Source organism: Pedococcus sp. P2_A3 (assembly GCF_056405035.1).
Genome location: NZ_JBFUCW010000030.1, coordinates 1 through 23,948 on the forward strand (window position 1 = coordinate 1; position 23,948 = coordinate 23,948).

The window sequence follows — 23,948 nt, forward strand, 5'->3', positions numbered from 1 at the left end:
GGATGGAAGGCCACGGGAATGAAGATGAGCCACAGGCAGGGGTCGAGGTTGGGGCTGGCGTGTGCCGTTGTTGCCGTGCTGGCTCTGTCGGCGTGTGCGTCGACTGGCAGTGCAGACAGCCCCGGCGCAGGCGGTAGCAGCAAGGGCGGGCCGATCAAGATCGGTGCGGCGGTGGGGCTGACGGGCATCCTGAAGGACTATGACGGGCCGGTTCTTGATGTKGCCAAGTACTCGATCGATCAGATCAACGCCGCGGGTGGCATCGGCGGTCGGCAGGTGGTGCTGCAGGTCCTGGACACCAAGTCCGACATCGCGCGCGGTGGGCAGGTTGCGCAGCAGCTGATTGACGACGGCGCCCAGATCATGCTGGTCAGCAAGGACTTCGACTTCGGCAGTCCCGCGGCGCTGGTCGCGCAGAAGAACGGCATGGTCAGCATCACCCTGGGCGCGCAGTCTCCGAAGTTCGGTGTCCAGGGCGTGGGGGACAAGGCGTTCTCGTTCGCGGCGTCGGCGGGTAACACCGGGTCGGTCCTTGCGACGTTCGCCAAGAAGCAGGGCTACGCCAAGGCGTTCACGCTCCTGGATGACACGATCTCCTACACCCGCGGCGTGAACCAGGCTTTCACGAAGTTCTTCAAGCAGGGTGGTGGCACGATCGTCGGCGCCGACTCTTTCAAGAACGACGACAGCTCGATCGCGGTCCAGATCAACAAGATCAAGCAGGCCCAGCCCGACGTGCTGTTCCTGGCCTCCTACCCGCCCGGTGGCGCCTCGGCCCTGCGGCAGATCCGCGCGGCAGGTATCGACATCCCGATCCTGTCCGGCGACCCGTTCGACGGCAACAACTGGGTCAGCGCTGTCCCCGGCCTGAGCAACTTCTTCCACACGACGGCCGCCTCCGTGCTCGGAGACGACCCCGACCCGGCCGTCAACACCTGGGTCGCTGCGTACAACAAGAAGACCGGTAACCCTGTGACCGTGGGGGGTGCCTTGGGTGGAAACACGATCATCGAGGCGCTCAAGATTGCCATCGAGAAGACCGGAACCACCGACGGAGCGAAGCTGGCGGCCGCGCTGAACACGTTCAACCACCAGCAGCCGTTCCTTTCCGGCCCGCTGACGTTCACCCCCCAGGCACACATCCAGCTCGACGCCCCGCTACGGATCGTCAAGTACACCAACGGCAACCGCGCATTCTTCGAGACCGTCCAGCCCGAGTTCCCCGCCGCGACCACCGACGGCATCGGTTAGGTCTTCACTCAGCCCGCAGACGCGGTGGTTCGCGGCTCTTGAACGGTTCGAAGGGTCGGCGTCAGAGTTAGTAGTTCCAGAAGCTCGCAGCATCGACTGATTATTAACAAGTGTCCACAAAATGTTCAAGGAGAAGTTATGTCTGACGGAGTTAACGTGGAAGTGACGGGGTTCGGAATGCCGTGGGAGAAGGACTTCAACTACTCCCAAGGCCTGAAGGTGGGAGACACCATCTACCTGTCGGGCCWGATCAATCACGACGCCGATGGAAACCTGGTGGGAATCGGTGATCTGGAGGCGCAGATCCGGCAGGCCTACGCGAACGTTGCGACCGTGCTCGAGCACTACGGCGCCACGCTCGCCAATGTTGTTGAGGACGTCGTCTTCGTCACCGATATCGATGCCGCGATGGTGTCGGTGCCGATCGTGCGGCGCGATCTCTTTGCCGGTACGGCGCCATGCACGTTGACGATGGTGCAGGTGTCGCGGCTCTCATTCCCAGAGACGCTGGTCGAGATCAAGTGCACGGCTAGGGTCTGAGCCGCCGATTTGCGATCGAGGCGCTGGTCGAATCGTGGCGGCGTGACGAACCACCTCCAGTGCCGACCCAAGACAACAACGAATAGGAATCGTATTCATGACGTTCACTGTTATGGCTAAGTGCCCGGACACCGGAGCGGTCGGCATCGGCATCGCCACGGCTTCCGCAAATTGTTCGAAGACCCTGCCCCACACGAAGGGCCTCCTGCCCACGATCGATCCCAAGGGCGCCATTGTGTGCTCGCAATCAATGTGCAACCCCACACTCGCCTACAGTGCGTTCGAGCTTCTTGACCAGGGAAAGTCCTTCGACGACATTGAACGAGCGTTTGCCGCTGGCGACGAGGGCTTGGGATACCGCCAGGTCGGCATCGTCACGGCCGCCGGTGACGTGTGGGCGTTCACGGGTGAGAACTGTTTTCCCGAGAAGGGACATTACGTGGGTGACGACTTCCTCGTGATGGGTAACTGCCTCGGAGTCGACACCCTGGACGGGATGCGTGCCGCATACGAAGCCGGCGCTGGTACCGATCTTGCCGAACGTCTGCTGAGCACCCTGGAGGCTGGCCGCGCCTCGGGCGGGCAGTACTGGGAGGGCGCGCCGATTCCGGAGTTGTTCTGCTCCCTCTCCGTCTACGACGGCAAGAACCCCTACCCGAAGGTCGACATGCGAGTCGACTTCGACCTGAGCGCGATTGAGAAAATGCGGCGCATGTACGACCAGCTGCAGGCGCCCACCGAGCAGTACTTCGACGCGATGTACCGTCGCCCGGAGGAGTTCAAGGACTCTGCATCTCATCTGCTCCTCGGTGTAGCAGCGAAGCAGATCTGATTGCCCGGACGGCCGCGCGCACCGAGAAACGAGGGCTTGAAAGGATGACCTTGGCTCATTGCAAAACCGAGCCCTCTGGCGGTGGCACGACGCACGCCGGCCTGCAGGCATGGGTCGATGAGGTGGCCGCGATGACCACCCCCGACCGGGGGGAGTGGGTCACCGGCTCCGACACCGAGTGGACCCGACTGACCGACAGGCTCTTGCAGGCCGGCACCTTCGTGCGGCTGGACGAGTCGAGGAAGCCGAACAGCTTCTACGCAGCCTCCGACCCGACCGAGGTCGCCCGGGTCGAGGAGCGTACCTACATCTGCTCCGTCGACGCCGGGCCCACCAACAACTGAATGGGCCCCGAGGAGATGAAGGACCTGATGCGCGGGCTCTACGCCAGCTGCATGAAGGGCCGCACGATGTTCGGCGAGAACAGCCGCGTCCTCAAGTGGGCGATCGAGCGCATCGAGGGCAAGGCCGCCGCGGTCGAGACCCCGATCGGTCACGTTCCCAGCCCGGAGTCCCTGGACACCACGGGCCTCGACCTGAGCGACGCCGAGCTCGAGGCCGCCCTCGAGGTCGACGCCGAGGAGTGGAAGGCCGAGATCCCGCAGATCGAGGCGTGGTTCGCCAAGTTCGGCGACACCCTGCCCACCCAGCTGCACATCGGGCTCGACGGCCTCAAGGCCCGCCGCGGCGTCGGGTGATGCAGCCGTGTGGCGATACGCACTCTTTGATTTCGACCCCTCGCTCGGGCAAGACCTCGATGAGTGGCGTGACGAGTTGCCTGAGAAGGGGTGGCAGTTCTGGTGGATCGATGGTCAGCGGAGTGGAGCATGGATCCACGTGGACGGCCGACACGTCTGGCGTCTGAGCCTCAGGCGATGGGATGACAAGTAGGCCGGACTCGACCTTCCTGCTGGTCTAGCTGGTCCCGTCCCGAGATGCAGGAGGCCGCCACGGTGGATCCTCCGGTTTCCAAGACGTCCCGACCGGCCTTCCGATCTTCAGGCAGAGGGGAACGTGCAGGTCAAATGACGCCTTGGGGCCGCATCGCGCGGCATCTCGTGCAACATCGCGGGCGACGGTAAGGCCTGCAGCCTCGTCCGGGATCGCCGTCGAGGTGACCAGTGCCAAGGCCGAAAAGCGCCGAGATGTGTCCTGCCAAGGTCTCTGAGCCCGAAAACCGGGGTATCCAGGGGCCCCTTCCCATGGCGCGCACGCGGCCTGACCGTATAGATCCCGGTCCGGGAACCGAGCGGCGGTGTTCGGTAGCAGTAGTTTGCCAAGAGGTCGCAGGTCAAATCTGAGGCACGCCCTGGGCGGCGGATCGTCGCGCATCCTGCGTGGCCGCGCCTTGGGCTTCGAGCCGCCATGGCGCCCAGGCGGCCGCTTGTTCAGCGCGCCACACATGGGTGGCGGAGGTGTCTGCTCCGGTGGTGGTGATGGCGGCGCGGAGCACGTCCGCGGGGTCCGTGTGGTCGGGTTCACCGTGGTTGGTGGCGTGCTCAGGGTCGTGGGCGGTGTCGACGTACAAGCGGTTGATCTCCCGGCCCCGGGTGGCCATCACGTAGAGGGGTTCGCGGAGGGTGGTGGCGGTGATGTAGGCGTGCGCGGTGTCGACGGTGCGGCCTTGGGCGCGGTGGGAGGTGGTGGCGTACCCGAGTTCGACGTGCTCGGCGGCGTAGTCGGCCGGGAGCACCGCCGCGGCTCGCCCATCGGCGCGGGTGACGTGCAGCGACCCGTCCGGGTGCACCTTGTTGACGACCCAGTCGTCGCCGTTCTTGACCCACCCGCGGCCGGTGGACAGGGCGCGGTGGTTGAGCCGGGTGACGACGACGTCACCAACCCCGGCGGTGCTGCCGTCCCAGAGCCGTATCCCACCGGCGGCGACCTCGCCGGTGGCAACGCGGTGTTCTCGGGCTCGGGTGTTGAGGTCGGTCACGGTTTGGGTGTCGGCGGCGAGCATGAGCGACCGACGCCGCGCCGTCGTGTCGGTGCGCCAGCCGTCAAAGATCAGGTCGAGCAAGTCCTCACGCCCGCCCGCCTGCACCCTGCCGTGGTGGAGGTAGGTGGCGGCGACGCTGGGGTCGCCGCGGCGAAGCCGGAGGGTGGCGTCGGCTTCCCAGTCGTGTCGGAACCGTTTCACCTCGTGCAGGCTGGGAGCGTCCTGCCCGCGGTCGTCGGCGAGGAGCTTGAACGCGCCGCCGGCCTGCACCGGCGACAGCTGCGCCCAGTCCCCGACCAGCAGCACCTTCGCGCCCATGTGGGCGGCGTGGGTGGCGATGCGGTGAAGGTCTTTGGTGGCGGCCATGGAGGCTTCGTCGATGATGACGAGTTGCCCTGGCCGTAGCGCCCATCGGGCATAGCTGTCCCACGCGGTGCGGGCCTTCTGCTGCAGGACGCGGGTTTGTGGTGAGGCGTAGGCGCGGCGCAACTGGGTGTCAAACTCCTGGACGGCGGCGAGTCGTTGCGGGGTGCTTTCGTGTTCGGCGAGCCATTTGGCGGTGTTCTCCGTGGGTACGCCGACGGCGTCGGCGAGGACCTCCGCTGCTGCTGCGGACGGGGCGAGCCCGATCACGGACCCAGGCCCGTGGGTGGCTTCCCACGCGGCCCGGACGGCGGCCATTGTGGTGGACTTCCCGGTGCCGGCCGCGCCGACGAGCACATCGAGGCGCCGCCCGGAGGTCACCACGCTCGTCACCGCGTCGACCTGTTCGCCGGAAAGGGGCCGACGGTGGTGTGGGGTCCACCCGGCCACCTGGATCGCTGCGGAGGCGGGCACGGTCGGGGCGTCGGTGGCGCGGCCGAGGTCGAGCAGGCGGGCTTCGGCGTCCAGCAGCTCGGCGGTCGCGTAGACCTCACTGTTGCGTGCCCGGAACTTGCTGGACCCGTCCGCCCGCTGCAACGCCTCTGGGACGGCGCCGACCTCCGGTGGGGTCAGCATCACAGCCCGGTCCGCGGCATATGTGGCGGCCTTCTCCGCCATGGCGACCCGGTCGGCGGGGGTTGCGAACCGGACCCCGTGCAGCTGGCGCAGGGCCTCGGCGAGCAGGTTCGCGCGGGTGAATGTGGCCCGCTTGTCGCCCACCTTCTCCAGCACCAGGGTGGCGAAGTCGCGCAGGATTGCGACGTCGAGGTCTGCCGCGGCCAGTAGGGGTTGGGTGTTGCGGCCGGCGAGTCCGGCCACCCACGACTGTGGGTCGGTGTCGAGGTGCGGGCGGGCGCGATCACGCCACTCCTGGATCAGGTGACCTAGCGGTTTCAGGGTCTTGGCGTCGCGCGTGGCCAGGGTGGCCTGCTGCCGCAGCCGGAGGATGTCCGGCCCGACCGGGGGTCGCCCGCGGGTGGCGTGGAACTCAGCCACCAGGTCCTTGGTTGCCTCCTCGATTGCGGTGGTCCGCTGCGAGAACACGTCCCGCAGGGGCGCAGGGACGCCGTCGACCTCCCATCTCGGGTCCGCCGACCTGCGGCGTTGTTCCGGGATCCAGGCCCAGCCGAGGTCGATGGTGAGCTCGTCGGCCAGGATCCCGTTATATAGCGCGGACATGCCGACGGTCGCGCGGAACAGGGCCTTGGAGTCGAGGGTGCGCCACTTGCCGTCGGTGACGGTCTGGGCGCGGTTGAGGACAACCACGTGAGTGTGCAGCTGCGGATCGTGGGCGCGGGAGTCCCAGTGGTCGAACGCCACCGCCACCACCCCGCGCACGTCCTCGGACACCACACCGCCGCGCCCTGTGCGCGTGGCGAACACCTGAGACTCCCCGTATGCGATGACTGCCTCCAGCGCCCGCCGGTGCGCGGCGTGAATCCGCTGCCGGGTGTCGTCGTCGCCCAGCGCCCACGCCACTGATACGGACTTGGGCACGGAGAAGGTGAGATCGAACCCGGCCACCGCCTGGGAAGCTCTCCGCCGCCGGCCAAGGTGGTCGACGACCACCATCCGGGGCCCGACTGGTGGGCGTCCGAGGGACTCGCCGGTGACCGGATCCTGCAGCATCCCAAGCATCCGCCACAGCTGCGCCTCGGTGACGAGGGTCCCAGGTTCGATGCCCGCACCATGGGCGAGACCGGCCAGGCCGGCGCCGAGGAATGTTCCCGGCGGGGTGCCCTCCGCGGCGTAGTACCCGGCCAGTCCGGCGGCCGGGCCGGCCTGGTCCATCCGCGCCACCGACGACATCAGGTACCGGTACCCGGCGCCGAGCGTCATGCGCCTGATCGACATCGTCACATCGGGTTAACGGGACGCTCGGGGCACCGCCGAGGCCACGCGAGCCACCTTGGTGCCAACAGTGTGGCGCAGGTGGTTGGTGGGAATGGTGGGTGGTCAGGTCTGTCGCGTGCGGTGCGTGGGGAGGGCTGTGCGCGGGTCGGGGGGGTGATGGGTGGTGGGAGGCGTTGCGATGTCGGGCGTCGGGTCAGGATGACGCCGTGTGGATTCGCGTGAGCCGAGAGGTCGGACTGCCGGATCGCCTGCCTGCGTTCGAGCGACTGCCGCGACGTCCGTTGTTCGTCGCTCCGCGGCTCATGCCACGAGACCTCGACGGGCGCGCCTGACCCTGTGGACGTTCCAGAGCCGGGGCGCGTACGACTAGCTCCGGCGCGACGGCGTCCTGGTCGGCGATACGGCGGCTGCGGACCTCGTGCCCCGGCGTCGGCGTACTCGTCTCAGTTCGCCAACGAAGGAGCAGAGCATGACAACTATCCCGATTGGCAGTGACGCACGTCGCCGCTTGCAGGACGCGCAGCGCGCCGAGTCGGCGGCCGTGGCGGCCACGACTAAGGCGTATGTGGCACTCGCCCGCGCAGAGGGCAAGGTCGAGACCGCGCAGGGGGAGGTCGACCGCGCCGTCGCGGCTTTGGTCGACGTTTCCGGCGTCGATCGCGCCGCACAGCTGTTGGGCCAGCCGGTCGGCGTCGTCCGGCGCGCCCACCAGCGACGCGCTCGGCCGACCTCTGAGCCGCGCGGCATACCCCAGCGGCCATCCGCACCGTGATCGCTGTCGGGTCGGCGACCCTGGTGCGCCTCTTCTACGCTGGCCCGGTGGAGCCATGGACTGTGGAGCGGGCCCGAGCGATTGCCCAGTCGCTGGTGGGGCCGCTGGGGCGCCGCTGGCGGCATACCGTCCAGGTCGCCGGCCGAGCCGAGCAGCTGGTGGAGGCCGGCGCCGACCCGACGGTTGCTCTTGCGGCGTGGTTGCACGACATCGGATACGCCCCGTCGGTGGCGCGCACAGATTTCCACGCCCTCGATGGCGCCCGCTATCTGAGCGCCTTGGGTGCACCGCGCGAGGTGGTATCCCTCGTCGCCTACCACACCGGTGCCGAGTTCGAGGCTGTCGAGCGCGGGCTTGCTACCGAGATGCACGCGTTCGACCGGCCGGACCAGGCCGCCCTCGACGCCCTCACCTTGGCCGATCTGACAACCGACCCGGCCGGCGGCGTCGTGGCGGTGGACGAGCGTCTTGCCGAGATCCTCCAGCGCTACCCGGACGACCACCCGGTGCATCGCGCGATCGAGAAGTCCTCGCCCTACCTGAGGGAGTGCGCGCAGCGCGCCGCGACAAGGTTTGCCAGGGCAGCCGGGATCTGATCAGCCGATGAACGGCTGGTCGCGGTGCTCGAGGTAGTGCTGGATCCGCAGCCGCATGGAGGGATGCATGGGTAGGTCGAGCAGGTCTCCGGGGGCGAGCCACTCGACCGCCTTGCTCTCCGAGCTGGTGCGCGCCTCGCCGCCCAGCAGCTGGGCCTTGAAGCAGAGCGAGAACTGCTGCCGCACCTCGCCGTCGTCGTAGGCCATGACATGCCCCGGGTTGGTGTAGGTGCCGACCAGGCCGGTCACCCGCACCTCGTAGCCGGTCTCCTCGCTGACCTCGCGGATCACGGTGTCAGCGATGGACTCCCCGATGTCGTGCCCGCCACCGGGAAGCGCCCACAGGTTGTTGTCTGTCTTATGGATCAAAAGGATCCGGCCTTGGTCGTCCTCGACGACAGCGGTCACGGACGGCACGACGCTGTTGGCGGCGGGCGCGTTCGGGTCGTCGATGTAGTCGATCCTGGCCATAGCGGTCACGCTACGTGATGTCGGCGGCCTCCACCGGCCGACCGCTGTCCCAAGTGCGTTCGAAACCGTCCACGTAGTGGGTGAACACGCGTCCTCCGGGCAGGTGGTGCAGTTGCAGCACAGGCGAGCTGCCGGCGGCGGCTCCCAGGACGTGGGAGTTGACGAGCAGGTCGTCGTCGAACCGGAACATTGACGCGTAGAGCGTCTGCTCGTGCATCCGGGCCGCGATGTTCGGCTCGTCGAGGAAGGGCCGGAAGTACTTCCACGTCAGGGTGCACCGATCGGCCAGTGAGGACCCGATGCCTTCCTCCAGACCGCGCAGCCGCACCGCGTCTGACGCCGGGTCACCGAGGCACAGGCGCACCTGGACGCCGTCTGCGGCCCGTTGCGCGAGGGTGGCGTCGAAGTCCGGGACGGCGTCGTGCAGGAAGGTGGCGGCAAAGGCAAGGATGTCGATCTGGCGCTGCGCCTGAGTCAGCAGACCGGACCAGAGCGCCATCGGGATGGCGCCACGGCTGGGGTGGATGCCCACGAGCTCCTCGCGGCTCGTCTCACCACGCTGCGCCTCCGAAACCGCTGTGGGCCATAGGAAGCCATCGTCTTTGCCGACCGCGCTAGCGACCGCCATGCGGTGAACGCGATGTGGCACGCGGTCCTTGGTGATCCACCGTTCGACGGTCTTGGGGTCCACGCCGACGATCTCGCTCAGGCCGCCGACAGACAGGTTCGCGCCGACCAGCGCCGACCGCAGTCGCTCGTTCGCCATCCCGTTCCTCCCTGCCTCACCGGGACGTGCCGTCACCTGTGCCGCGCCGCCGGACGTCCCGAACCGTCCCGTGACGCGGTTATCGCGTCCCCACCCCAGCGGCTGTCCTGATCATGCGCCGCATCAGCGGCGGTCGCTCGGCGAGAGCGGCAATGACTAGTGAAGCGGATGGACGCCGTGAACGGCAGACCTGAGCAGGCACCTGTGGATAACCCGCGACCCGTCGCAGCATCCACAGGCACGCTGGCCCTCGGTTGCCGATCACTGGCCGGGGCCCTTGCCTGAAAGGGCACCAGCGCTGGTCCGCATCCGGGACATGGGAGGCAGTGATGACGTTCAGACAGCAAGGCAGGGCAGAGGCGGTGATGCGAGCGCTTTCGGACTGCCCGCGGCTCGAGAGGCCCAGCAGGCAACGCGACCGGCTTTGGCTGGTCGTCCGCGACGAGGTGTGCACCCGCACCAGTGCCGAGGTCGTCCCGCTCGGTTCGACGGCCGCGGTCACCGTCACCGAGGACCACGCCACCGCGGAGCTGATCTGCGCCATGGAGTGGCTCTTCAAGCACGAGGCCAAGGCACGCAGGCTGCCCGCCGACGCCCTCTACTCCCACCTGCGCAGCGCCGCCACGCGCCGCGACCACGGCTCCGCCCGGGCCGCCCAAGCGGACGCCCTGCGCGGCATGACGAACGTCCGCCCCGGCGATCCGGTGCAGTGGCTGACCCGCGACCCGATGGAGGCCTGGTGATGGCTACGACGCTGGACGAATGGATCCGAGAAGAACTCCGGCTCGGGCACCACGACCCCCGACTGGCGGTCGTCGCGCCAGCGGCCGACATCCTGCTGTCCCGGGCGGTTGCCGCCGCGCAGCGAGGTGCGAACGACCCGCTCGTCACCGTGACCGCCAAACGCGCCGGAGGGAACTCGCGCGCCTGCACCAAGCGGATGCTGGAGCAGCTTGGCCTGCAGCCGCGCGCCCGCCGAGTAGTGCATCGCCTGCTCGCCGGGAGTCCCTCAGGTTGGCCGGGACTGCTGCGCATCTTCAGCGAACAGCGCCACGTCACCGACGCGGAGCGGACCTACGCCCGTCGCCAGCTGGGACTGCTGAACGATTGAGACCACCACGGCTAGACCGGTGCTGTGGCTCAGGTGCACTCAGGCTGGCGCGACCGTGGAGCGGATTGGTCCCAGTGCGGGGTGGCAGACGAGTGCCTCTGGCCCGTACAGCATGGCGACACCGGCGACCGCCAGCACCGCGGCCTCCGGTCCAGAGAAGAGCCGGGGCCGGCCGTCGCCGTAGTCGAGGACCACGTGACCAGCGACCAGGTCCGCCTCGAACCCGACCAGGGTCGACCACCATTGCGAGCGGAGGGTGCCGTCGGGCAGCCGCACCAGCAGCCGGTGGTCGGTGACGACGACGTGGCACCACAGGGCTGGACTCCACTGCCGGTCGCAGCGCCACCGCACCCAACACCAGGTGGTGCGGTGAGCGTTCTCCCCGTTCTCGAGGACGATGCCGAGCCCCATGACGTCGACGTGTTCGGGTACCCGCAGGCCACCGAGCTCCAGGGCGAGGGCGCGAGCATCGGCCGCCGCGGCCTGCGCTGCCGGGCCGGGGGCAGAGGTGGGCGCAGGGGCGGGCTTGTTGGCTCGGAGCCTGGTTCGCATCGCACCTCCCTGAAGGTTCTTGCTCCCTGACACTGTCTCGCACGGTCACGACAGCGCAACCCAGGGCCGGTGGTGCCCCGTGCCGGCCGTACACCGGCCATGACACCAATGCGCGCGGCCGCCGCGCTGGCCGCCGGTGCCGTCGCGGTGGGGGTCGTGGGCCTGACCGCGGTCGCGGGTGCGCTGCCCCAGGCGGCACCGGTGCCGGTGTGCGCCGGCACCGGTCCGGTGGCCGGGCTCAGCGACGTGCAGGCACGGAACGCCCGCACCGTCGTGGCCACGGCCTCCACCCGGGCGGGGCATCAGGCCGCGGTGATCGCGGTGATGACCGCCATGACCGAGTCGAGTCTGCTGATCCTGGGCAATCCCCACGACCGCGACGGCACCACGCTGCCCAACCAGGGCCTGGGTTACGACCACGACTCCTTAGGCCTGTTCCAGCAGCGCCCCGGGTGGGGGAACGCCGCGCAGCGGATGGACCCGGTCGCCTCGACCAACCTGTTCCTCGACCAGCTGCTGCTCTTGCCGGGATGGCGGCAGGCCGATCCGTGGGTCGCGGCCCAACGGGTGCAGCGCTCCGCCTGGACCGGCACCCCCACCGAGGTCAACGGCTGGTCCGACGTGGTCGGCGGCAACTACCTGGCCAACGCCGCGCACGCCGCCAGCATCGTCGACACCATCGTGGCCACCTCACCGGACTGCGGCGCCGGCCCCACCGACACGGTCCCCGCAGGGCTTCCCCCCCGGTACACCCTGGCCGCCGACACCTCCCCAGCTGCGAGGGTCGCGGTCACCTTCGCCCTGGCGCAGCTCGGCAAGCCGTACGTGTGGGGAGCGACCGGCCCCGCGGCATACGACTGCTCGGGCCTGACAAGCACGGCCTGGCGAGCAGCCGGGGTGACGATCGGGCGCACCACCTACGAGCAGGTGCACGACGGCACCGCCACCACCCTGCATGGCCTCGCCCCCGGGGACCTGATCCTGACCCCCGGCAGCGACGGCACCACCGCCGCGCCGGGTCACGTCGGTATGTACATCGGCGACGGCCGGGTCGTGGAGGCGCCACGGACGGGGGACGTGGTCAAGGTCGTGACCCTGTCCTCGTATGTCTCCGGCGTTGTTTCCACGATCCGGCACATCGCGTAAACGGGCCGAGCCGATGGTGCCCCGAGCGGCCCGTACACCAGATACGTGCGCGGGACCGGCCCGCCGCAGCTGCGAAAGGCAACGCCATGTCGGCACCCACCATCGACATCCAACCCAACACCACCGGCCTGCCCGGACTGGCCGCGCTGGAGTCCATCGTCGGCGCCCTGCTCACCTTCGGGCTGATCGCCGCCGTCGCTGGCGTCGCCATCTCCGCCTCCGCCTGGGCGATCGGCGCGCACTCCTCCAACCCGCACGTGGCGGGCAAGGGCAAGTCCGGCGTCCTCGTGGCCGGAGGCGCGGCCCTGCTGATCGGCGCCGCCAACACGATCGTCACCTTCTTCAACAACGCCGGAGCCTCGATCCGATGAGAGACCTCGATTTGCCGCCCCGCCGACACCCCGGGCGTCGCCGCCTCTACGTGGGGACCGTGGTGAGCCTCCTGGCCATCACGGTCGCGGTCGCCGGCCTGCTCACCCGCACCGACAGCACCGCTCAGCGACCCGACCCCGCCGTTCCGGCGCCTGCCCCGAGTACTCCAAGCACGGCGCCTGACCGCGCCATCCCACCACCTGCCGCAGGGCAGGAGGTCGACGACGCCGTGGCGGCGATCGCCAGGACACCGCGCTACCCGCCCGCCCCAGCCGCCACCCGCATCACCGGCGCCGCCGCCCAGCAGCCAGACCTGTACGCCGCCGAGTTCGTCCGCCGCCTCCTGACCCGGGACTACACCAGACCCCGCGAGGAGCAGCTGCGCTGGGTGCAGGCCGAGTCAGCCACCACCACCGAACCGCTCGTCATCGGCCTCGTGCCGGAAGACCTGCGTGACCGCTTCGCCGTCTGGTCCGTCACCGACGCGACCGACGGCCCGGCGCCGGTGCAGCCGGCTACCGAATGGGCGCGGCTCGGGGCGGCTCGCGCCCTCGACACCGCCACGGTCGAGCGGGTGCAGGAACCGACCGCGTGGATCGGGGCTGTCCAGTCCGGGCGCATCACCGACCCCGGCATCACGGCCCGGCAGGTGAGCGCCACCGTCAGCAGGCGGGCCGGGGCCACGACGCAGACCATCAGCGTCTCGGCCAGCCTCAACCTGGAAGGCCCACCGGTTCGCCCCACCTGGGGCGTCATCGCGGTGATCACCTACACCGCCATCCCGGTCAGCGCGTCATGAGCTGCGCCAGCCCCAACACCCTCAACCCCCTGTGCGTGGTGTCGAACGCCGTCGCGGACCAGGCCAACGCCGCCGCTACGTCGACGTTCACCCACATCGCCGGATACTTCGGCACCGCCGCCGAGCACGCCACCGTATGGCTGTGGAAGGAGATCGACCACGCCACCACCCTCGACCTACGCTCACGAGACCTGCTGCGCGAGCTCGCCATCACCGGAGCGATCGCCGGCGTGATCTGCATGGGCCTGTTCGTCATCCAGGTGATCCGCGGGATCCTGCGCCGCGAAGCCGGCGCCCTCGGCCGCGCCCTGACGGGACTGGTCGTCGCGACCATCGGCACCACCTTCGCCCTGGCCGCCACCCAAGCCCTGCTGACCGCGGTCGACGCGCTCAGCGCCGGCGTCGTCCAAGCCACCATGGGCACCAACATCTCCGGTCTAGGTGCCAAGCTCACCGCAGTCCGGCTGTCCAGTACCGGGAATCCGGCCACCGTGCTGCTGCTGTCGTTGGTGATCCTGGCCGCGGTGGTGATCGTGTGGGCGGCGATGCTGGCCCGCAAGCTGATGCTGCTCGTGGCCGCCGTGCTGGCACCGATCGCGTTCGCCGGCGCCGTCGCGGACTTCTCCCGAGCGTGGGTGCGGCGCTGGATCGAGTTCGTCGTCGCGATGGTGGTCTGCAAGCTGCTGCTCGTCATCATCCTGTCCATCGGGGTCGCCGTCCTCGACGGCGCCGGACAGGCCTCAGGTGGTGCCACCCAAGCCACCACCCAGATGGTCGGCGGCGCCCTGGTCTTGTTGCTGGGCGGCTTGGCGCCGTGGATCGCGATCAAGACCTGCACCTTCGCCGGGGAGGCGCTGCACGCCGCGCACGTCAGCGCCATTCACTCCTCCAGCGGCGCCCGCGCCGTGATCAGCGCCCCACGTAAGGTCGTCGCACTGACATCGACCGCGCGCGCCCTCGTCCCCGGTGCCGGGGCTGCAGGTGGTGTCGCGCTCGGCATGGCGGCCGCCGGAGGCGGCGGGGGGCCCGCCAAAGGCGGCAGCGCGTCCGGCGCCCTCGACAACTCACCCCGAGGACCGTCGCACGGCGACGAGCCCGCCCAGAGCCGCCCGGTTGGGGCCGGCGAGCAACCCGGCCGAGTCGCAGCCTCGGCCACGCCCACCGCCTCAACCGGGCCCGCCGCCGCCCGCCACTCGGCGGCATCGACCGGGACGAGCCCGCACGCCGATCGAGCATCGGCGCCCACAGGTCCGGACCCGCACGCCGCTGCGCCGGGCCCGCAGCCACCGCACCAGCCGCCCCCTCGACAGTGAGGCACGAGTATGACCGACACCCTGACCGACGCCCGCCACAGCCCCGCGGCTGCGCCCGCCGCGGTCCGCTTCTCCCGACTGCCCCAGCGCGGCATACTCCTCGGACTCTCCGCCCCGCGGCTCGTCTGCCTGGGCATCGCGGCCGCGGTGCTCGCGGTCGCCCTCTTGGCGGCCGGCCCCACGGGCGCTGCCCTCACCACCCCGCTGTGGGCCGGCGCGGCCACCACCGCGCTGGTCCGCTGGCGCGGCAAGACCCTCGTCGAGCTCGCACCCACAGCGCTGCACTTCCTGTGGCGTGCCCGCACCGGGCAGACCCGCTACCGCGCCCGCCCCGAACGGTCCCGTCCCGCAGGCACGCTGGCGCTACCCGGTGACGCGGCCGCGCTGCGGTTCCTGCCCGACCCCGAGACCGGCACCGCGATGCTGCACGACCCGCACCAACACACCCTGACCGCGGTCGCGCTGGTGCGGCATCCCGCGTTCGTGCTGCTCTCACCGGACGAGCAGGCGCGCCGGGTGCACGGCTGGTCCCGCGCCTTGGCGCACCTCGCCGCCACCGGCGGCACCCGCGTCCAAGTCCTGGAGATCTCGCTTCCCGACGCCGGGCACGGCATCACTGGCTGGTGGCAGACCCACCGCGCCGCAGACTCCAACGGGTGGGCGGTGCGGGAGTACGAGGAGCTCATGACCACCGTCGTCCCGGCGGCCGCCACCCACCGCACGCTGGTCGCCCTATCGCTGGACCTGCGAAAGGCCCGCGCCCACATCCGGCAGTCCGGCCGCGGCCTGGGCGGAGCGGCGGCGTTCCTGAAGCAGGAGATGACCTCGCTCGAGGCCAACCTGCGCGCCGCCGACCTCATCCTCGACACCTGGTTCGGGGAGGCCGACCTCGCCGCGACGCTGCGCACCGCCTACGACCCCGGCTACGGCGGGGGCGACCACATCCCCGCGCGCCTCGAGGCAGCTGGGCCGGTCGCGGTCGACGAGCACTGGGACCACCTGCGGCACGACACCGCCTACTCCGCCGTGCTGTGGGTCAAGGAGTGGCCGCAGACCGCGGCGCCCCCGTTCTTCCTGCACGCCCTCATCTTCCAGCCGGCCATCCGCAAGACCCTGTCGATCAGCTACGAACCGATCCCGGTCGATGAGGCCATGCGCGACATCCGCCGCTCCAAGGTCGAGTACGCCACCGACGCCGCGCAAAAGGCCAAGCTGGGGGTGCTCGCCGACCTGTCCGACTCCGTCGAGGCCGCCGATGTCCTCGACCGCGAACGCGCTCTGGTCGCTGGGCACGCCGACATCCGGTTCACCGGAATGCTCACCATCATCGCCCCCACCCGGGACCAGCTCGAGGCCGCCGTCGCCGAGATCACCCGCGCCGCCATCCAGTCCGGCTGCGAAACCCAGCGCCTGCTCGGGCAGCAGGCCCGCGCGTTCACCGCCGCCGCGCTGCCCCTGGCCCGCAAGGTCGCCCGATGACAAAGCCCAGCCCCTTCTACTCCACCACCAACAAGCGGCGAGGAATGTCGCGGCGCCGGCAAGGCCCCCCGACGCTCGTCAGCAACGGGCCGGAGTCTCGGCCGCCCGAACAAGTGCCGGACGCCGACGTCGCGGCGTACCTGCCCGCCCGCGGCGAGCCCGGACCGGAGGCGGGCCGGTCGCTGCGACCCTTCCGGCTCCCAGCCCACAGGGCCACCTCCGACATCGTTGCGGGCGCCTACCCGTTCCTCGCCGAAGCCGGGCTCGGCTCGGAGGGCGTCTACATCGGACAGGACGCCTGGTCCGGCGGCGGCTTCTGCTTCGACCCCTGGGTGCTCTACCGCAAGGGGGTGCTCACCAACCCCAACTGCGTCCTCGCGGGCGTCGTCGGCAAGGGCAAGTCGTTCCTGGCCAAGTCGATCGCCACCCGTTCCATCGCCCTCGGCCGCCGCGTCTACGTGCCCGGCGACCCCAAAGGGGAATGGACCGCTGTCGCCGCAGCGGTCGGCGGCGCGTCCATCCAGCTCGGCGGCGGCACCCGCCACCGGCTCAACCCCCTCGACCCAGGCCCCCGCGGTGCGCAGGCCAGCAACGAGGAATGGCGCCACGAGGCCGCCCTGCGCCGACGGGTCCTACTCGGGTCGCTCGCCGAGTCCGCGCTCGGCCGGCCGCTGCAGGCTGTCGAACACACCGCCCTCGATGTCGCCCTGGCCGACGCCATCCAGGCCGCGGCCGAGCCGACGCTGCCCCTGGTGGTCGAGGCCGTGCTGCAACCCCGCGTCTCCGTACTCGGCGCGACGGCCGGCGAGCTCGCCAACGACGGGCGGCACCTCGGGCACGCGCTGCGCCGACTCGTAGCCGGCGACCTAGCGGGCCTGTTCGACGGTCCCTCCACCGTCGAACTCGACCCAACCCTGCCCATGGTCACCCTCGACCTGGCCCGGGTACAGGGATCGGAACAGATGATCGCCATGCTCATGACCTGCGCCTCGGCGTGGATGGAGGCAGCCCTAGCCGACCCCCACGGCGGGCAGCGCTGGGTCATCTACGACGAAGCGTGGCGACTCATGCGGCAGCCGGCGCTGCTCGCCCGGATGCAGTCGCAGTGGAAACTGTCCCGCGGGCTCGGGATCGCGAACCTGCTCATCGTGCACCGGCTCTCCGACCTCGACGCCGTCGGCGACCACGGCTCCGAAGCCCGCGCCCTCGCACGTGGACTGCTGGCCGACTGCTCCACCAAGATCGTCTACCAGCAAGAGGTCAGCGAAGCTGAGCACGCCGCGAGCCAGCTCGGGCTCACCACCGCCGAACGCGACCAACTTCCGGATCTCCAACGAGGGGAAGGCCTTTGGCGGGTCGGTAATCACGCCTTCGTCGTTTGCCACACCCCCACCGCCGGAGAGTCAGCGATCTTCAACACAGACTCGCGCATGGGCCTGGAGTAGCGATGTGGGCAGCGACGCCTGCGCAACATTCTTCGGCACTCGCGACAACACGCCGCGCTGCCATCCGTCACGACTAGTGGTACAGGCGAGTCCACCCATCGCCATGCGCCACGAACGAACCTAGGACCGAGCGATGAGAGCGCTCATGATGGGCGACGGCTGGTCCACGAGGCGCCGTGGCATTCCGCCAGAATGACGCGCGGTCGTCCCGTCCTCGGATGTGTGACCGCGCGAGGTGACCACACGACTACACGACATGAGTCAGGAGGCTACGGGCGCGGGGCCTCCGCCGGAAGTGAGCTCCCAAACGATCTGGCCGAGAGCGGCGGCCATCCGCACCGGGACCGCGTTGCCGATCTGGCGCTCGATCTGGTCGTAATAGCCGTGAAACTCGTAGTCGTGCGGGAAGGTTTGGAGAGTGGCTGCCTCCCGGAGCGTGATGCCTCGGTGCTCCGTGGGATGAATGAAGGACCCGCACGCGGGAGTGGTACATCGCGTCGTCATCGTCGGGGCTGGTTCGTCGGCACGCAGGCGTCCGTAGGACCCTGTCGCCGAACGTGACCTTCCGAGCTTGACGTGGCAGTCCAGCCGGAGATCCTCAGGTAGATCGAATCGCGTGCCGTTGACCGGAACGGCCTCGACCCGGCGCTTCGTCTTATCGGAAAGGTTTCGGTGGCGATCCAGGGCGTCGTCCGCGGCCTGCTCAGCAGCCAAAGCCTTGAAGGCCGCACCGACGGTGGACTGGACCTTCTGGTTCGTCTTGGGCTTGAGGTCCTCGGGGAGGTGCGTTCGCAGGCCGCGCGCCGCGATGATGATGAGCCGCTTGCGGCGCTGAGGAACGCCGTAGTCCGCGGCGTTCACCGCGTACTGCTTCGTGGCGTAGCCGAGCCCGCGCAGGGCGCCCATCAGGGTGGAGGCGCGCTGGTCGCGACCGAGACCTGGGACGTTCTCCAGCATCACCGTCTTGGGCTGGAGCGCACGAACGAACCTGATCGTGTGGAGCACGAGGTCGTTCCGCTCCTCGTCGACATCGGCGCGACCCTCGGCAAGGCTCGAGAAGCCCTGACAGGGAGGGCAAGCCTTGAGCAACGAGAGTTCCCCACGCTTGAGGTTGAGGGTCCTCAGGACCTCGGTCGCCTTGAGGGTCCGAATGTCCTGAGTCCACAACTTCACGTCAGCGTGGTTAGCCGTGTAGGACTTTGCGGCCACACAGTCATTCTCGACGGCGCCTAGCACCTTGTAGCCGGCGTCGCGCAGCCCGCGGGTGGCTCCGCCGGCGCCCGCGTATAGGTCGATTGCGGTGGGCGTTGGCACCCTCGGATCGTAGCGGGCTGTGTTTGGGTGTCGTGCGCTCTCCCGCTCATTGGTCGAGTCATGTCCCACAGACTCGCCCAAGGTCCTAGAGTCGCAGCGTGACTGGCGAACCCGAGGAGCTTGCAGAGCCCGAGTCATACAAGATGCGCCTGTCCCGGCTTACGATCGACAAGCTCGGGGTCAAGCTGTATGACCGGGCGAGCGCTGTCGTGGCCGAGTTGATCGCGAACGCGTACGACGCCGACGCAGAGAACGTGATCGTGACCCTCCCGCTCGGAAAGCAGCTCGCCGGCAAGGCCGCCGACGGCAAGACGGACGACCTAGGATTCGTCGTCTCAGTCAGCGACGACGGCCACGGGATGACTCCAGGCGAGGTGCAGAAGTACTTCCTGTTCGTCGGTACGGACCGTCGCAGCCGCGAGACCGCCGGGACCCACTCGCGGGAGAAGGACCGCCCCGTGATGGGACGAAAGGGCATCGGAAAGCTCGCCCCGTTCGGGATCTGCACCACGATCGAGGTGCGCTCGGCTGGCGGCCCGAAGACGGATCAGGGCTACCGGGTGAGCCACCTGATCCTGGAGTTCGACAAGCTCGTCCAGGATGTGGAGACGGACGTCCCCATCGAGAGTGGCCCCGACGACAAGACGTGGTCCGACACGCGCGGTACGACGGTCACACTGCGGCACTTCCTGCCCAAGCGTGTGCCCGCCCAGGACGTGTTCGTGCGGCAAGTGGCCCGCAGGTTCGCCCTGACGAAGGACGACTTCAAGATCACGGTGTACGACACCGAGACGAACACGACGACCGTAGTGCCCGACTTCCAGGTCGAGGTCAACGAGCCCACCAAGGTGGACGTGTCAAAGCACCCCGTTCCGTACGACGGCAAGTTCCTACCCGTGACCGGCTGGCTGGCGTTCGGCAAGCGCGCGTTCAAGGACGAGGAGGAAGCAGGTGTGCGAATCTACGCCCGCGGCAAGATCGTCGCGAACACGAGGGACTTCGAGCAACCGGCGGGTTTCACTGGAGAGTTCACAGCCCGCTCGTACCTAGTGGGCAAGGTCGTCGCCGAATGGTTGGACGAGGACGGCGGGGAGGACCTGATCCGGACCGACCGCCAAGGAATCCTGTGGGACTCCGAGTACGGCGAGGCGCTGCGCGTGTGGGGGGCGGACCTCATCAAACAGATCGCCAAGAGCTCTGCCGGACCGCGCCGGGAGTCCAAGGTCAAGATCTTCCTCGCGAACTCCGACCTGCAGAAGCGTGCGGAGGAGAAGTACGGGGACAACAAGGCCGTGATCGACGCCGTGCTGGACTTCGGCAAGAAGATCGGCGGGCTAGCACACGAAGACGAACTAGAGGATAAGGACTACGTCGACTCGCTGGTCGACATCGTGCTGCTCGTCGGCCCCCACCAGGCGCTGATCAGGTCGTTCCAGGCGATCGCGAAACTGGAAGACAAGACCGTCGAACAGTTGATTCCTCTCTTCTCCCACACCCGCACCGCAGAACTCGCAAGCTACGCCCAGATCGCCCAGGAACGCGTGTCGACGATCAAGGAGCTCGAGGAGGTCATCGACAAGCCCGATGTCGTCGAGGGCGACCTGCAGAAGCTCATCCAGCGGGCGCCATGGCTCATCCGGCCGGACTGGTCGGTGATCACGCAGAACCAGGCGCTGAAGACTTTTCGCGACCGCTTCGCGAAGTTTTGGCACGACAAGACCGGCGGGGACATCCAGATCGCGATCATGTTTGAGTCGAAGCAGCCCGACTTCACCCTCGTTCACATTGGTCAGAAGTTGCACATCGTGGAGATCAAGAAGCCCAAGCATGCCTTCGCGAACAAGGACTACGAGCGCCTTCAAAACTACCTGGAAGCCTTCGAACAATTCTTCACGGAGAACAAGGACCTGGTCTCGGTCTTCCCGGACGGGTGGATGGTCGACCTCGTTGCCGACAGCGTGAACATCACGGACACCACCTCGAATCGAGCTTTCAAGGCGGCGGAGAAGGACGGCCAGGTCAGGCGTATCACTTGGAACGACTTCATCGGCAACGCCGTGCTCGCCCATGAGGAGTTCCTCAAGGCGTACGACGATGCACAGCGGGATTGGGGAAAGGCAGACGCCGAGTCCTAGCCTTCACCCCTCGGCCCGCCTTCCAAGGACGCAGTCTGTCCATCCTTCACGAAGTGCCGGAGGTGCGACGCTCCGCCGCTTGCAGGACGCATCGCGCCGAGCCGGGCGGAGGGCGTCGAACAAGCCGTGCACAGTGTCGACCGTCTAGGCGGGAGCCGGCTCACGCGACGTTGGCGAGAATCTGCCTCTGTGTTTCGAGGTGCCGGCCCAGGTGCAGAACGACTCCTTCGTCGGGAGCCTGATCGTCCAGATCGTCTAGCTCGACCGAGTAGGCGGCGGCCAGGTTCGACGTGTGGGCCGTCACGACCTCGAAGAACGGGAGCAACTCGTCGAGCGTGAACGAGACGGCGTTGCCCGCCTCCGAATACGCCTCAACAGCAGTCAGATCGGAAGCAAGTTGCTCGACAACCTCCGGACTCAAACGAGCTTCGCGGGCGCCGGTCAGGTACGCCTCAAGCGACCTCCCGAGGTTGGTCATGCACTCCGGCACCTCAGCGGACGCCTCGACCAGGTCCTCGGCTTCGACCTCACCCGGAACTCCCGACTTGGCAGCCTGCTTCCACTTGGCGTAGCCCCAGGAGATGCCGATGCCGAGGAGCGCCGCACCCGCAAAAACACCGGCAGCCTTCTTCGGGTCAACCTGCGAGAGGTTCCGCTTCGACACGTCGAACTTCGGGAGGCTCACCTTCGAGAGTTTCTTGCCTACTTCCTCGGCAGCCAGCTCGAGACCTGGCGCCTCGTCCAGAAGAGCCGCGATCTGCTTGGTCGCGATGTCGCGGACGACGCCTCCGATTCGGTAGAGCTCACCAGCGTCGATGCGTGCCTGGATGTCCAACGGCATGATCAAGTTCGGCTGAACGATCGTCGGAATGCCCTGACTGGCTTCGGTGCTCCCATGCGTCGATGCTACGGCTGGCGACCGACGGCCGTCCTCGGCTTCGCGGATTCCACGTCGGTGTGCGCCGCGAAGCGGCACTTCGTCTATCCGCCGCCTTCGGGCGAGTCCTCGGCGCCACTTCGGAAGGCAAAGCCCTTGCTTGACACGGCCTCCACCCGCTCGACAATGCGTCCGATCACTCTGTCGGGGCTCTTCCACCTCATGGCGAGGCGGTCATGGTCCATGCCGTGCTCGGCGACTACGTCGCGCAGCTGCTCTAGGTCGAGCGTGGCCAGCGCCTGTCTCAGCCCGCTCGCGCCCGTGTCAGCGTAGACGGCGAAGGGGTCGAGTGGCCCGGGGCTTCGGCGCCCCGATCGTGCCGCCCGGGTAGGGCTGCGCGCGCTGCGCTGCTTCGGTGGGTCCTCGTCGCCGCGCCCTTCAAGCGGATCCTGGGCCTGGGTTGTGTCAGTCCCCCCGTCGCTGTCGTTGCCGGCCTGAGCGTCCACGGCCACGGCCGCTGCGAGAGCGCGCGCGAAGCGGGGGGAGCGGGCAGCCTCGTCCGCCACAGCCTGGATCAGACGGGAGAACTGGCCGGCGAGGACCTGGTCTCGGGAGGCGAGGTGGAGCAGTGACTGTCCGGCTGCGGCAACATGCGAGGTCAGGTCATCCGCCGCCGGGTGCACGTTGCGTTTCCGAGCGGGGCTCATGCTGCCTCCACTGCTGCCTTGAACTCCTTGGTGAGGTCGAGCAATGCGTTGAACTGGCCCTGGTAGCCCCACTTCTGGCGAAGAGTTCCTCGTTTGACGGAGTCGGCGGCCTCGGCGATAGCGTTCGACTGCGGGATGACCGTCGAAAAGACCGGCGGATAGGCCTTCTTGCGGCGGAGGCGGTTCACGGTGTTGACGTGCACGGTGGAGTTGGCCTGGTATTTCGAGACGATGATCCCGAGCTCGTCTATCGTCTGGTCGATGTCGTCTGCAAACTCCGCGATATGCCGCTGGATCTGGTCGATGCCGTAGGTCGACATCACGTCCGGGATCGTCGGAATGATGTAGCCATCGGACATCCGGAGGCCGTTAAGGGTGACCAGACCGAGGTTGGGCGGGCAGTCGATTAGGACGTAGTCGTACTCGTCAATGATCGGGCTGACCGCTCGTCGGAGGAGAGCGGTGGGCGTGGCTGAGTGGAAGCGGCCGGAGGACATGGTGCCCAACCGGTCCTGGACCGCGATGAGGTCCAGCGATCCGGGCAGCAGGTCGAGCCGGCGCACGTCGCTCACCGAAGACGCGTTCCGTTGCCGAGTCAGGTCGAGGTCGAACTCGGCCGGTTCATGGGCAGGTCGCAGTGCGTCCTCAAACAGCGTTGCGAGAGTGTGACCGTCCGCGTTGAGCTTAAGCCAGGCCCTCTCGCCGATCATCGCGGTCGTCAGGTTGGTCTGGGGGTCAAGATCCACCACGAGGACTGACTTGCGGAACTCGCCGGACAGGATCTCCGCCAAGGCCATCGTGATGGTGGTCTTGCCGACTCCCCCCTTGAGGTTGATTGTCGAGATCACGTGCGCCATAGAACCTTTCCTTCGTCTCTTGAGGTACCRCTGCACTTGCTCGGCGTTGAATACTGGGCCCGACTTCAGGTCGGCCACCGGCGCGGGGAACACTGGGTCGCGGGCGCGCCAGTTCGACACGACGGTCCGGCTCACCCGGGCCATCTCCGCCACCTCGTAGAGCCCGACAAGCTCGGTTTCCACTGCCCCCCCTATTCTGTGAATGGCGTTCACATTGCTAGTGTGAATGCTGTCCACGGATGAGTCAAGGGAACGGCGTGYGTGGATTCGTTGAGCCCCAAGACGCGCACCGGAAGCATCACCCGCCTTGAGGATCCCGAATCGGCACGCTCGCGTGAGGATCCTCTCGCAGCACGTCGGGGCCGCGCCGCCCTCTGAGCCCATCGGAAGGTGCGTC

The 23,948-nt window shown here is 68.4% G+C and carries 23 protein-coding genes and 1 pseudogene; 16 read left to right on the top strand and 8 right to left on the bottom strand.

Annotation, left to right across the window (positions count from 1 at the left end):
- The 5 genes and pseudogenes from AC1DX8_RS18965 to AC1DX8_RS18985 form a co-directional block, all read left to right on the top strand.
- The coding region (locus AC1DX8_RS18965) for an ABC transporter substrate-binding protein (protein WP_477631512.1) at window positions 1-1,251 on the top strand (1,251 nt) is incomplete at its 5' end.
- A gap of 138 nt (window positions 1,252-1,389) precedes the next feature.
- On the top strand, window positions 1,390-1,791 hold the full coding sequence (locus AC1DX8_RS18970; RefSeq protein ID WP_477631513.1) for a Rid family hydrolase: 402 nt from the start codon (window positions 1,390-1,392) through the stop codon (window positions 1,789-1,791).
- Window positions 1,792-1,888: 97 nt separating this feature from the next.
- The gene (locus AC1DX8_RS18975) at window positions 1,889-2,623 is read left to right on the top strand and encodes a DUF1028 domain-containing protein (protein WP_477631514.1); all 735 of its coding nucleotides are present in this window, start codon (window positions 1,889-1,891) and stop codon (window positions 2,621-2,623) included.
- A gap of 44 nt (window positions 2,624-2,667) precedes the next feature.
- Window positions 2,668-3,039, top strand: a pseudogene (locus AC1DX8_RS18980) (phosphoenolpyruvate carboxykinase (GTP)); the annotation flags it as partial.
- Window positions 3,034-3,321, top strand: a complete 288-nt coding sequence (locus tag AC1DX8_RS18985; protein ID WP_477631548.1) for a phosphoenolpyruvate carboxykinase domain-containing protein — start codon at window positions 3,034-3,036, stop codon at window positions 3,319-3,321. The pseudogene AC1DX8_RS18980 and the gene AC1DX8_RS18985, both read left to right, overlap by 6 nt.
- Window positions 3,322-3,914: 593 nt before the next feature.
- Here the strand turns inward: AC1DX8_RS18985 and mobF are convergent.
- A complete protein-coding gene (gene mobF / locus AC1DX8_RS18990) occupies window positions 3,915-6,839 on the bottom strand; it encodes a MobF family relaxase (protein ID WP_477631515.1) in 2,925 nt (974 codons plus the stop codon).
- A gap of 469 nt (window positions 6,840-7,308) precedes the next feature.
- Here mobF and AC1DX8_RS18995 point away from each other — a divergent pair, with 469 nt between their 5' ends.
- Both AC1DX8_RS18995 and AC1DX8_RS19000 read left to right on the top strand, forming a co-directional pair.
- Entirely contained in the window at window positions 7,309-7,611 is a 303-nt protein-coding gene (locus tag AC1DX8_RS18995) for a hypothetical protein (protein WP_477631516.1), read from the top strand.
- Complete coding sequence (locus tag AC1DX8_RS19000; protein WP_477631517.1) at window positions 7,608-8,207, top strand: HD domain-containing protein; 600 nt, start codon at window positions 7,608-7,610, stop codon at window positions 8,205-8,207. The genes AC1DX8_RS18995 and AC1DX8_RS19000 overlap by 4 nt, the downstream gene beginning before the upstream one ends.
- Here AC1DX8_RS19000 and AC1DX8_RS19005 read toward each other — a convergent pair whose 3' ends face one another.
- Window positions 8,208-8,678 carry an NUDIX hydrolase gene (locus AC1DX8_RS19005; protein WP_477631518.1) on the bottom strand — a complete coding sequence of 157 codons (471 nt, stop codon included), beginning with the start codon at window positions 8,676-8,678 and terminating at the stop codon, window positions 8,208-8,210.
- 10 nt (window positions 8,679-8,688) lie between these two features.
- Window positions 8,689-9,444 (bottom strand): XRE family transcriptional regulator, encoded by a 756-nt coding sequence (locus AC1DX8_RS19010; protein WP_477631519.1) that lies wholly within the window; start codon window positions 9,442-9,444, stop codon window positions 8,689-8,691.
- Window positions 9,445-9,773: 329 nt separating this feature from the next.
- Between AC1DX8_RS19010 and AC1DX8_RS19015 the strand changes: the two genes are divergently transcribed.
- Both AC1DX8_RS19015 and AC1DX8_RS19020 read left to right on the top strand, forming a co-directional pair.
- Window positions 9,774-10,187, top strand: a complete 414-nt coding sequence (locus tag AC1DX8_RS19015; RefSeq protein ID WP_477631520.1) for a hypothetical protein — start codon at window positions 9,774-9,776, stop codon at window positions 10,185-10,187.
- Window positions 10,187-10,555, top strand: a complete 369-nt coding sequence (locus tag AC1DX8_RS19020) for a hypothetical protein (protein WP_477631521.1) — start codon at window positions 10,187-10,189, stop codon at window positions 10,553-10,555. Before AC1DX8_RS19015 ends, AC1DX8_RS19020 begins: the two co-directional genes overlap by 1 nt.
- A gap of 39 nt (window positions 10,556-10,594) precedes the next feature.
- Here the strand turns inward: AC1DX8_RS19020 and AC1DX8_RS19025 are convergent, their stop codons facing one another.
- Complete coding sequence (locus AC1DX8_RS19025) at window positions 10,595-11,107, bottom strand: hypothetical protein (protein WP_477631522.1); 513 nt, start codon at window positions 11,105-11,107, stop codon at window positions 10,595-10,597.
- A gap of 99 nt (window positions 11,108-11,206) precedes the next feature.
- Here AC1DX8_RS19025 and AC1DX8_RS19030 point away from each other — a divergent pair, with 99 nt between their 5' ends.
- The 6 genes from AC1DX8_RS19030 to AC1DX8_RS19055 all read left to right on the top strand — a co-directional run bounded on the left by AC1DX8_RS19030 (window position 11,207) and on the right by AC1DX8_RS19055 (window position 17,661).
- A complete protein-coding gene (locus AC1DX8_RS19030) occupies window positions 11,207-12,253 on the top strand; it encodes a C40 family peptidase (RefSeq protein ID WP_477631523.1) in 1,047 nt (348 codons plus the stop codon).
- Between the two features lie 86 nt (window positions 12,254-12,339).
- Entirely contained in the window at window positions 12,340-12,624 is a 285-nt protein-coding gene (locus AC1DX8_RS19035; protein ID WP_477631524.1) for a DUF6112 family protein, read from the top strand.
- Window positions 12,621-13,424 carry a hypothetical protein gene (locus AC1DX8_RS19040; protein WP_477631525.1) on the top strand — a complete coding sequence of 268 codons (804 nt, stop codon included), beginning with the start codon at window positions 12,621-12,623 and terminating at the stop codon, window positions 13,422-13,424. The genes AC1DX8_RS19035 and AC1DX8_RS19040 overlap by 4 nt, the downstream gene beginning before the upstream one ends.
- Window positions 13,421-14,737: a TrbL/VirB6 family protein gene (locus AC1DX8_RS19045; RefSeq protein WP_477631526.1), complete on the top strand. Its 1,317-nt coding sequence runs from the start codon at window positions 13,421-13,423 to the stop codon at window positions 14,735-14,737. The genes AC1DX8_RS19040 and AC1DX8_RS19045 overlap by 4 nt, the downstream gene beginning before the upstream one ends.
- A 9-nt stretch (window positions 14,738-14,746) precedes the next feature.
- A complete protein-coding gene (locus AC1DX8_RS19050; RefSeq protein WP_477631527.1) occupies window positions 14,747-16,216 on the top strand; it encodes an SCO6880 family protein in 1,470 nt (489 codons plus the stop codon).
- On the top strand, window positions 16,213-17,661 hold the full coding sequence (locus AC1DX8_RS19055) for an ATP-binding protein (RefSeq protein WP_477631528.1): 1,449 nt from the start codon (window positions 16,213-16,215) through the stop codon (window positions 17,659-17,661). Before AC1DX8_RS19050 ends, AC1DX8_RS19055 begins: the two co-directional genes overlap by 4 nt.
- 261 nt (window positions 17,662-17,922) lie before the next feature.
- Here the strand turns inward: AC1DX8_RS19055 and AC1DX8_RS19060 are convergent, their stop codons facing one another.
- Window positions 17,923-18,975, bottom strand: coding sequence for a DNA cytosine methyltransferase (locus AC1DX8_RS19060; RefSeq protein WP_477631529.1), 1,053 nt, complete (start codon window positions 18,973-18,975; stop codon window positions 17,923-17,925).
- 98 nt (window positions 18,976-19,073) lie between these two features.
- Here AC1DX8_RS19060 and AC1DX8_RS19065 point away from each other — a divergent pair, with 98 nt between their 5' ends.
- Window positions 19,074-21,110: an ATP-binding protein gene (locus AC1DX8_RS19065; protein ID WP_477631530.1), complete on the top strand. Its 2,037-nt coding sequence runs from the start codon at window positions 19,074-19,076 to the stop codon at window positions 21,108-21,110.
- 160 nt (window positions 21,111-21,270) lie between these two features.
- On the opposite strand, the gene AC1DX8_RS19070 is transcribed toward AC1DX8_RS19065, so the two are convergent.
- The 3 genes from AC1DX8_RS19070 to AC1DX8_RS19080 all read right to left on the bottom strand — a co-directional run bounded on the left by AC1DX8_RS19070 (window position 21,271) and on the right by AC1DX8_RS19080 (window position 23,734).
- Window positions 21,271-21,951, bottom strand: a complete 681-nt coding sequence (locus AC1DX8_RS19070) for a hypothetical protein (RefSeq protein WP_477631531.1) — start codon at window positions 21,949-21,951, stop codon at window positions 21,271-21,273.
- Between the two features lie 140 nt (window positions 21,952-22,091).
- Window positions 22,092-22,694: a hypothetical protein gene (locus tag AC1DX8_RS19075; RefSeq protein ID WP_477631532.1), complete on the bottom strand. Its 603-nt coding sequence runs from the start codon at window positions 22,692-22,694 to the stop codon at window positions 22,092-22,094.
- A complete protein-coding gene (locus AC1DX8_RS19080) occupies window positions 22,691-23,734 on the bottom strand; it encodes an AAA family ATPase (protein ID WP_477631533.1) in 1,044 nt (347 codons plus the stop codon). Before AC1DX8_RS19080 ends, AC1DX8_RS19075 begins: the two co-directional genes overlap by 4 nt.
- Between the last annotated feature and the right edge of the window lie 214 nt (window positions 23,735-23,948).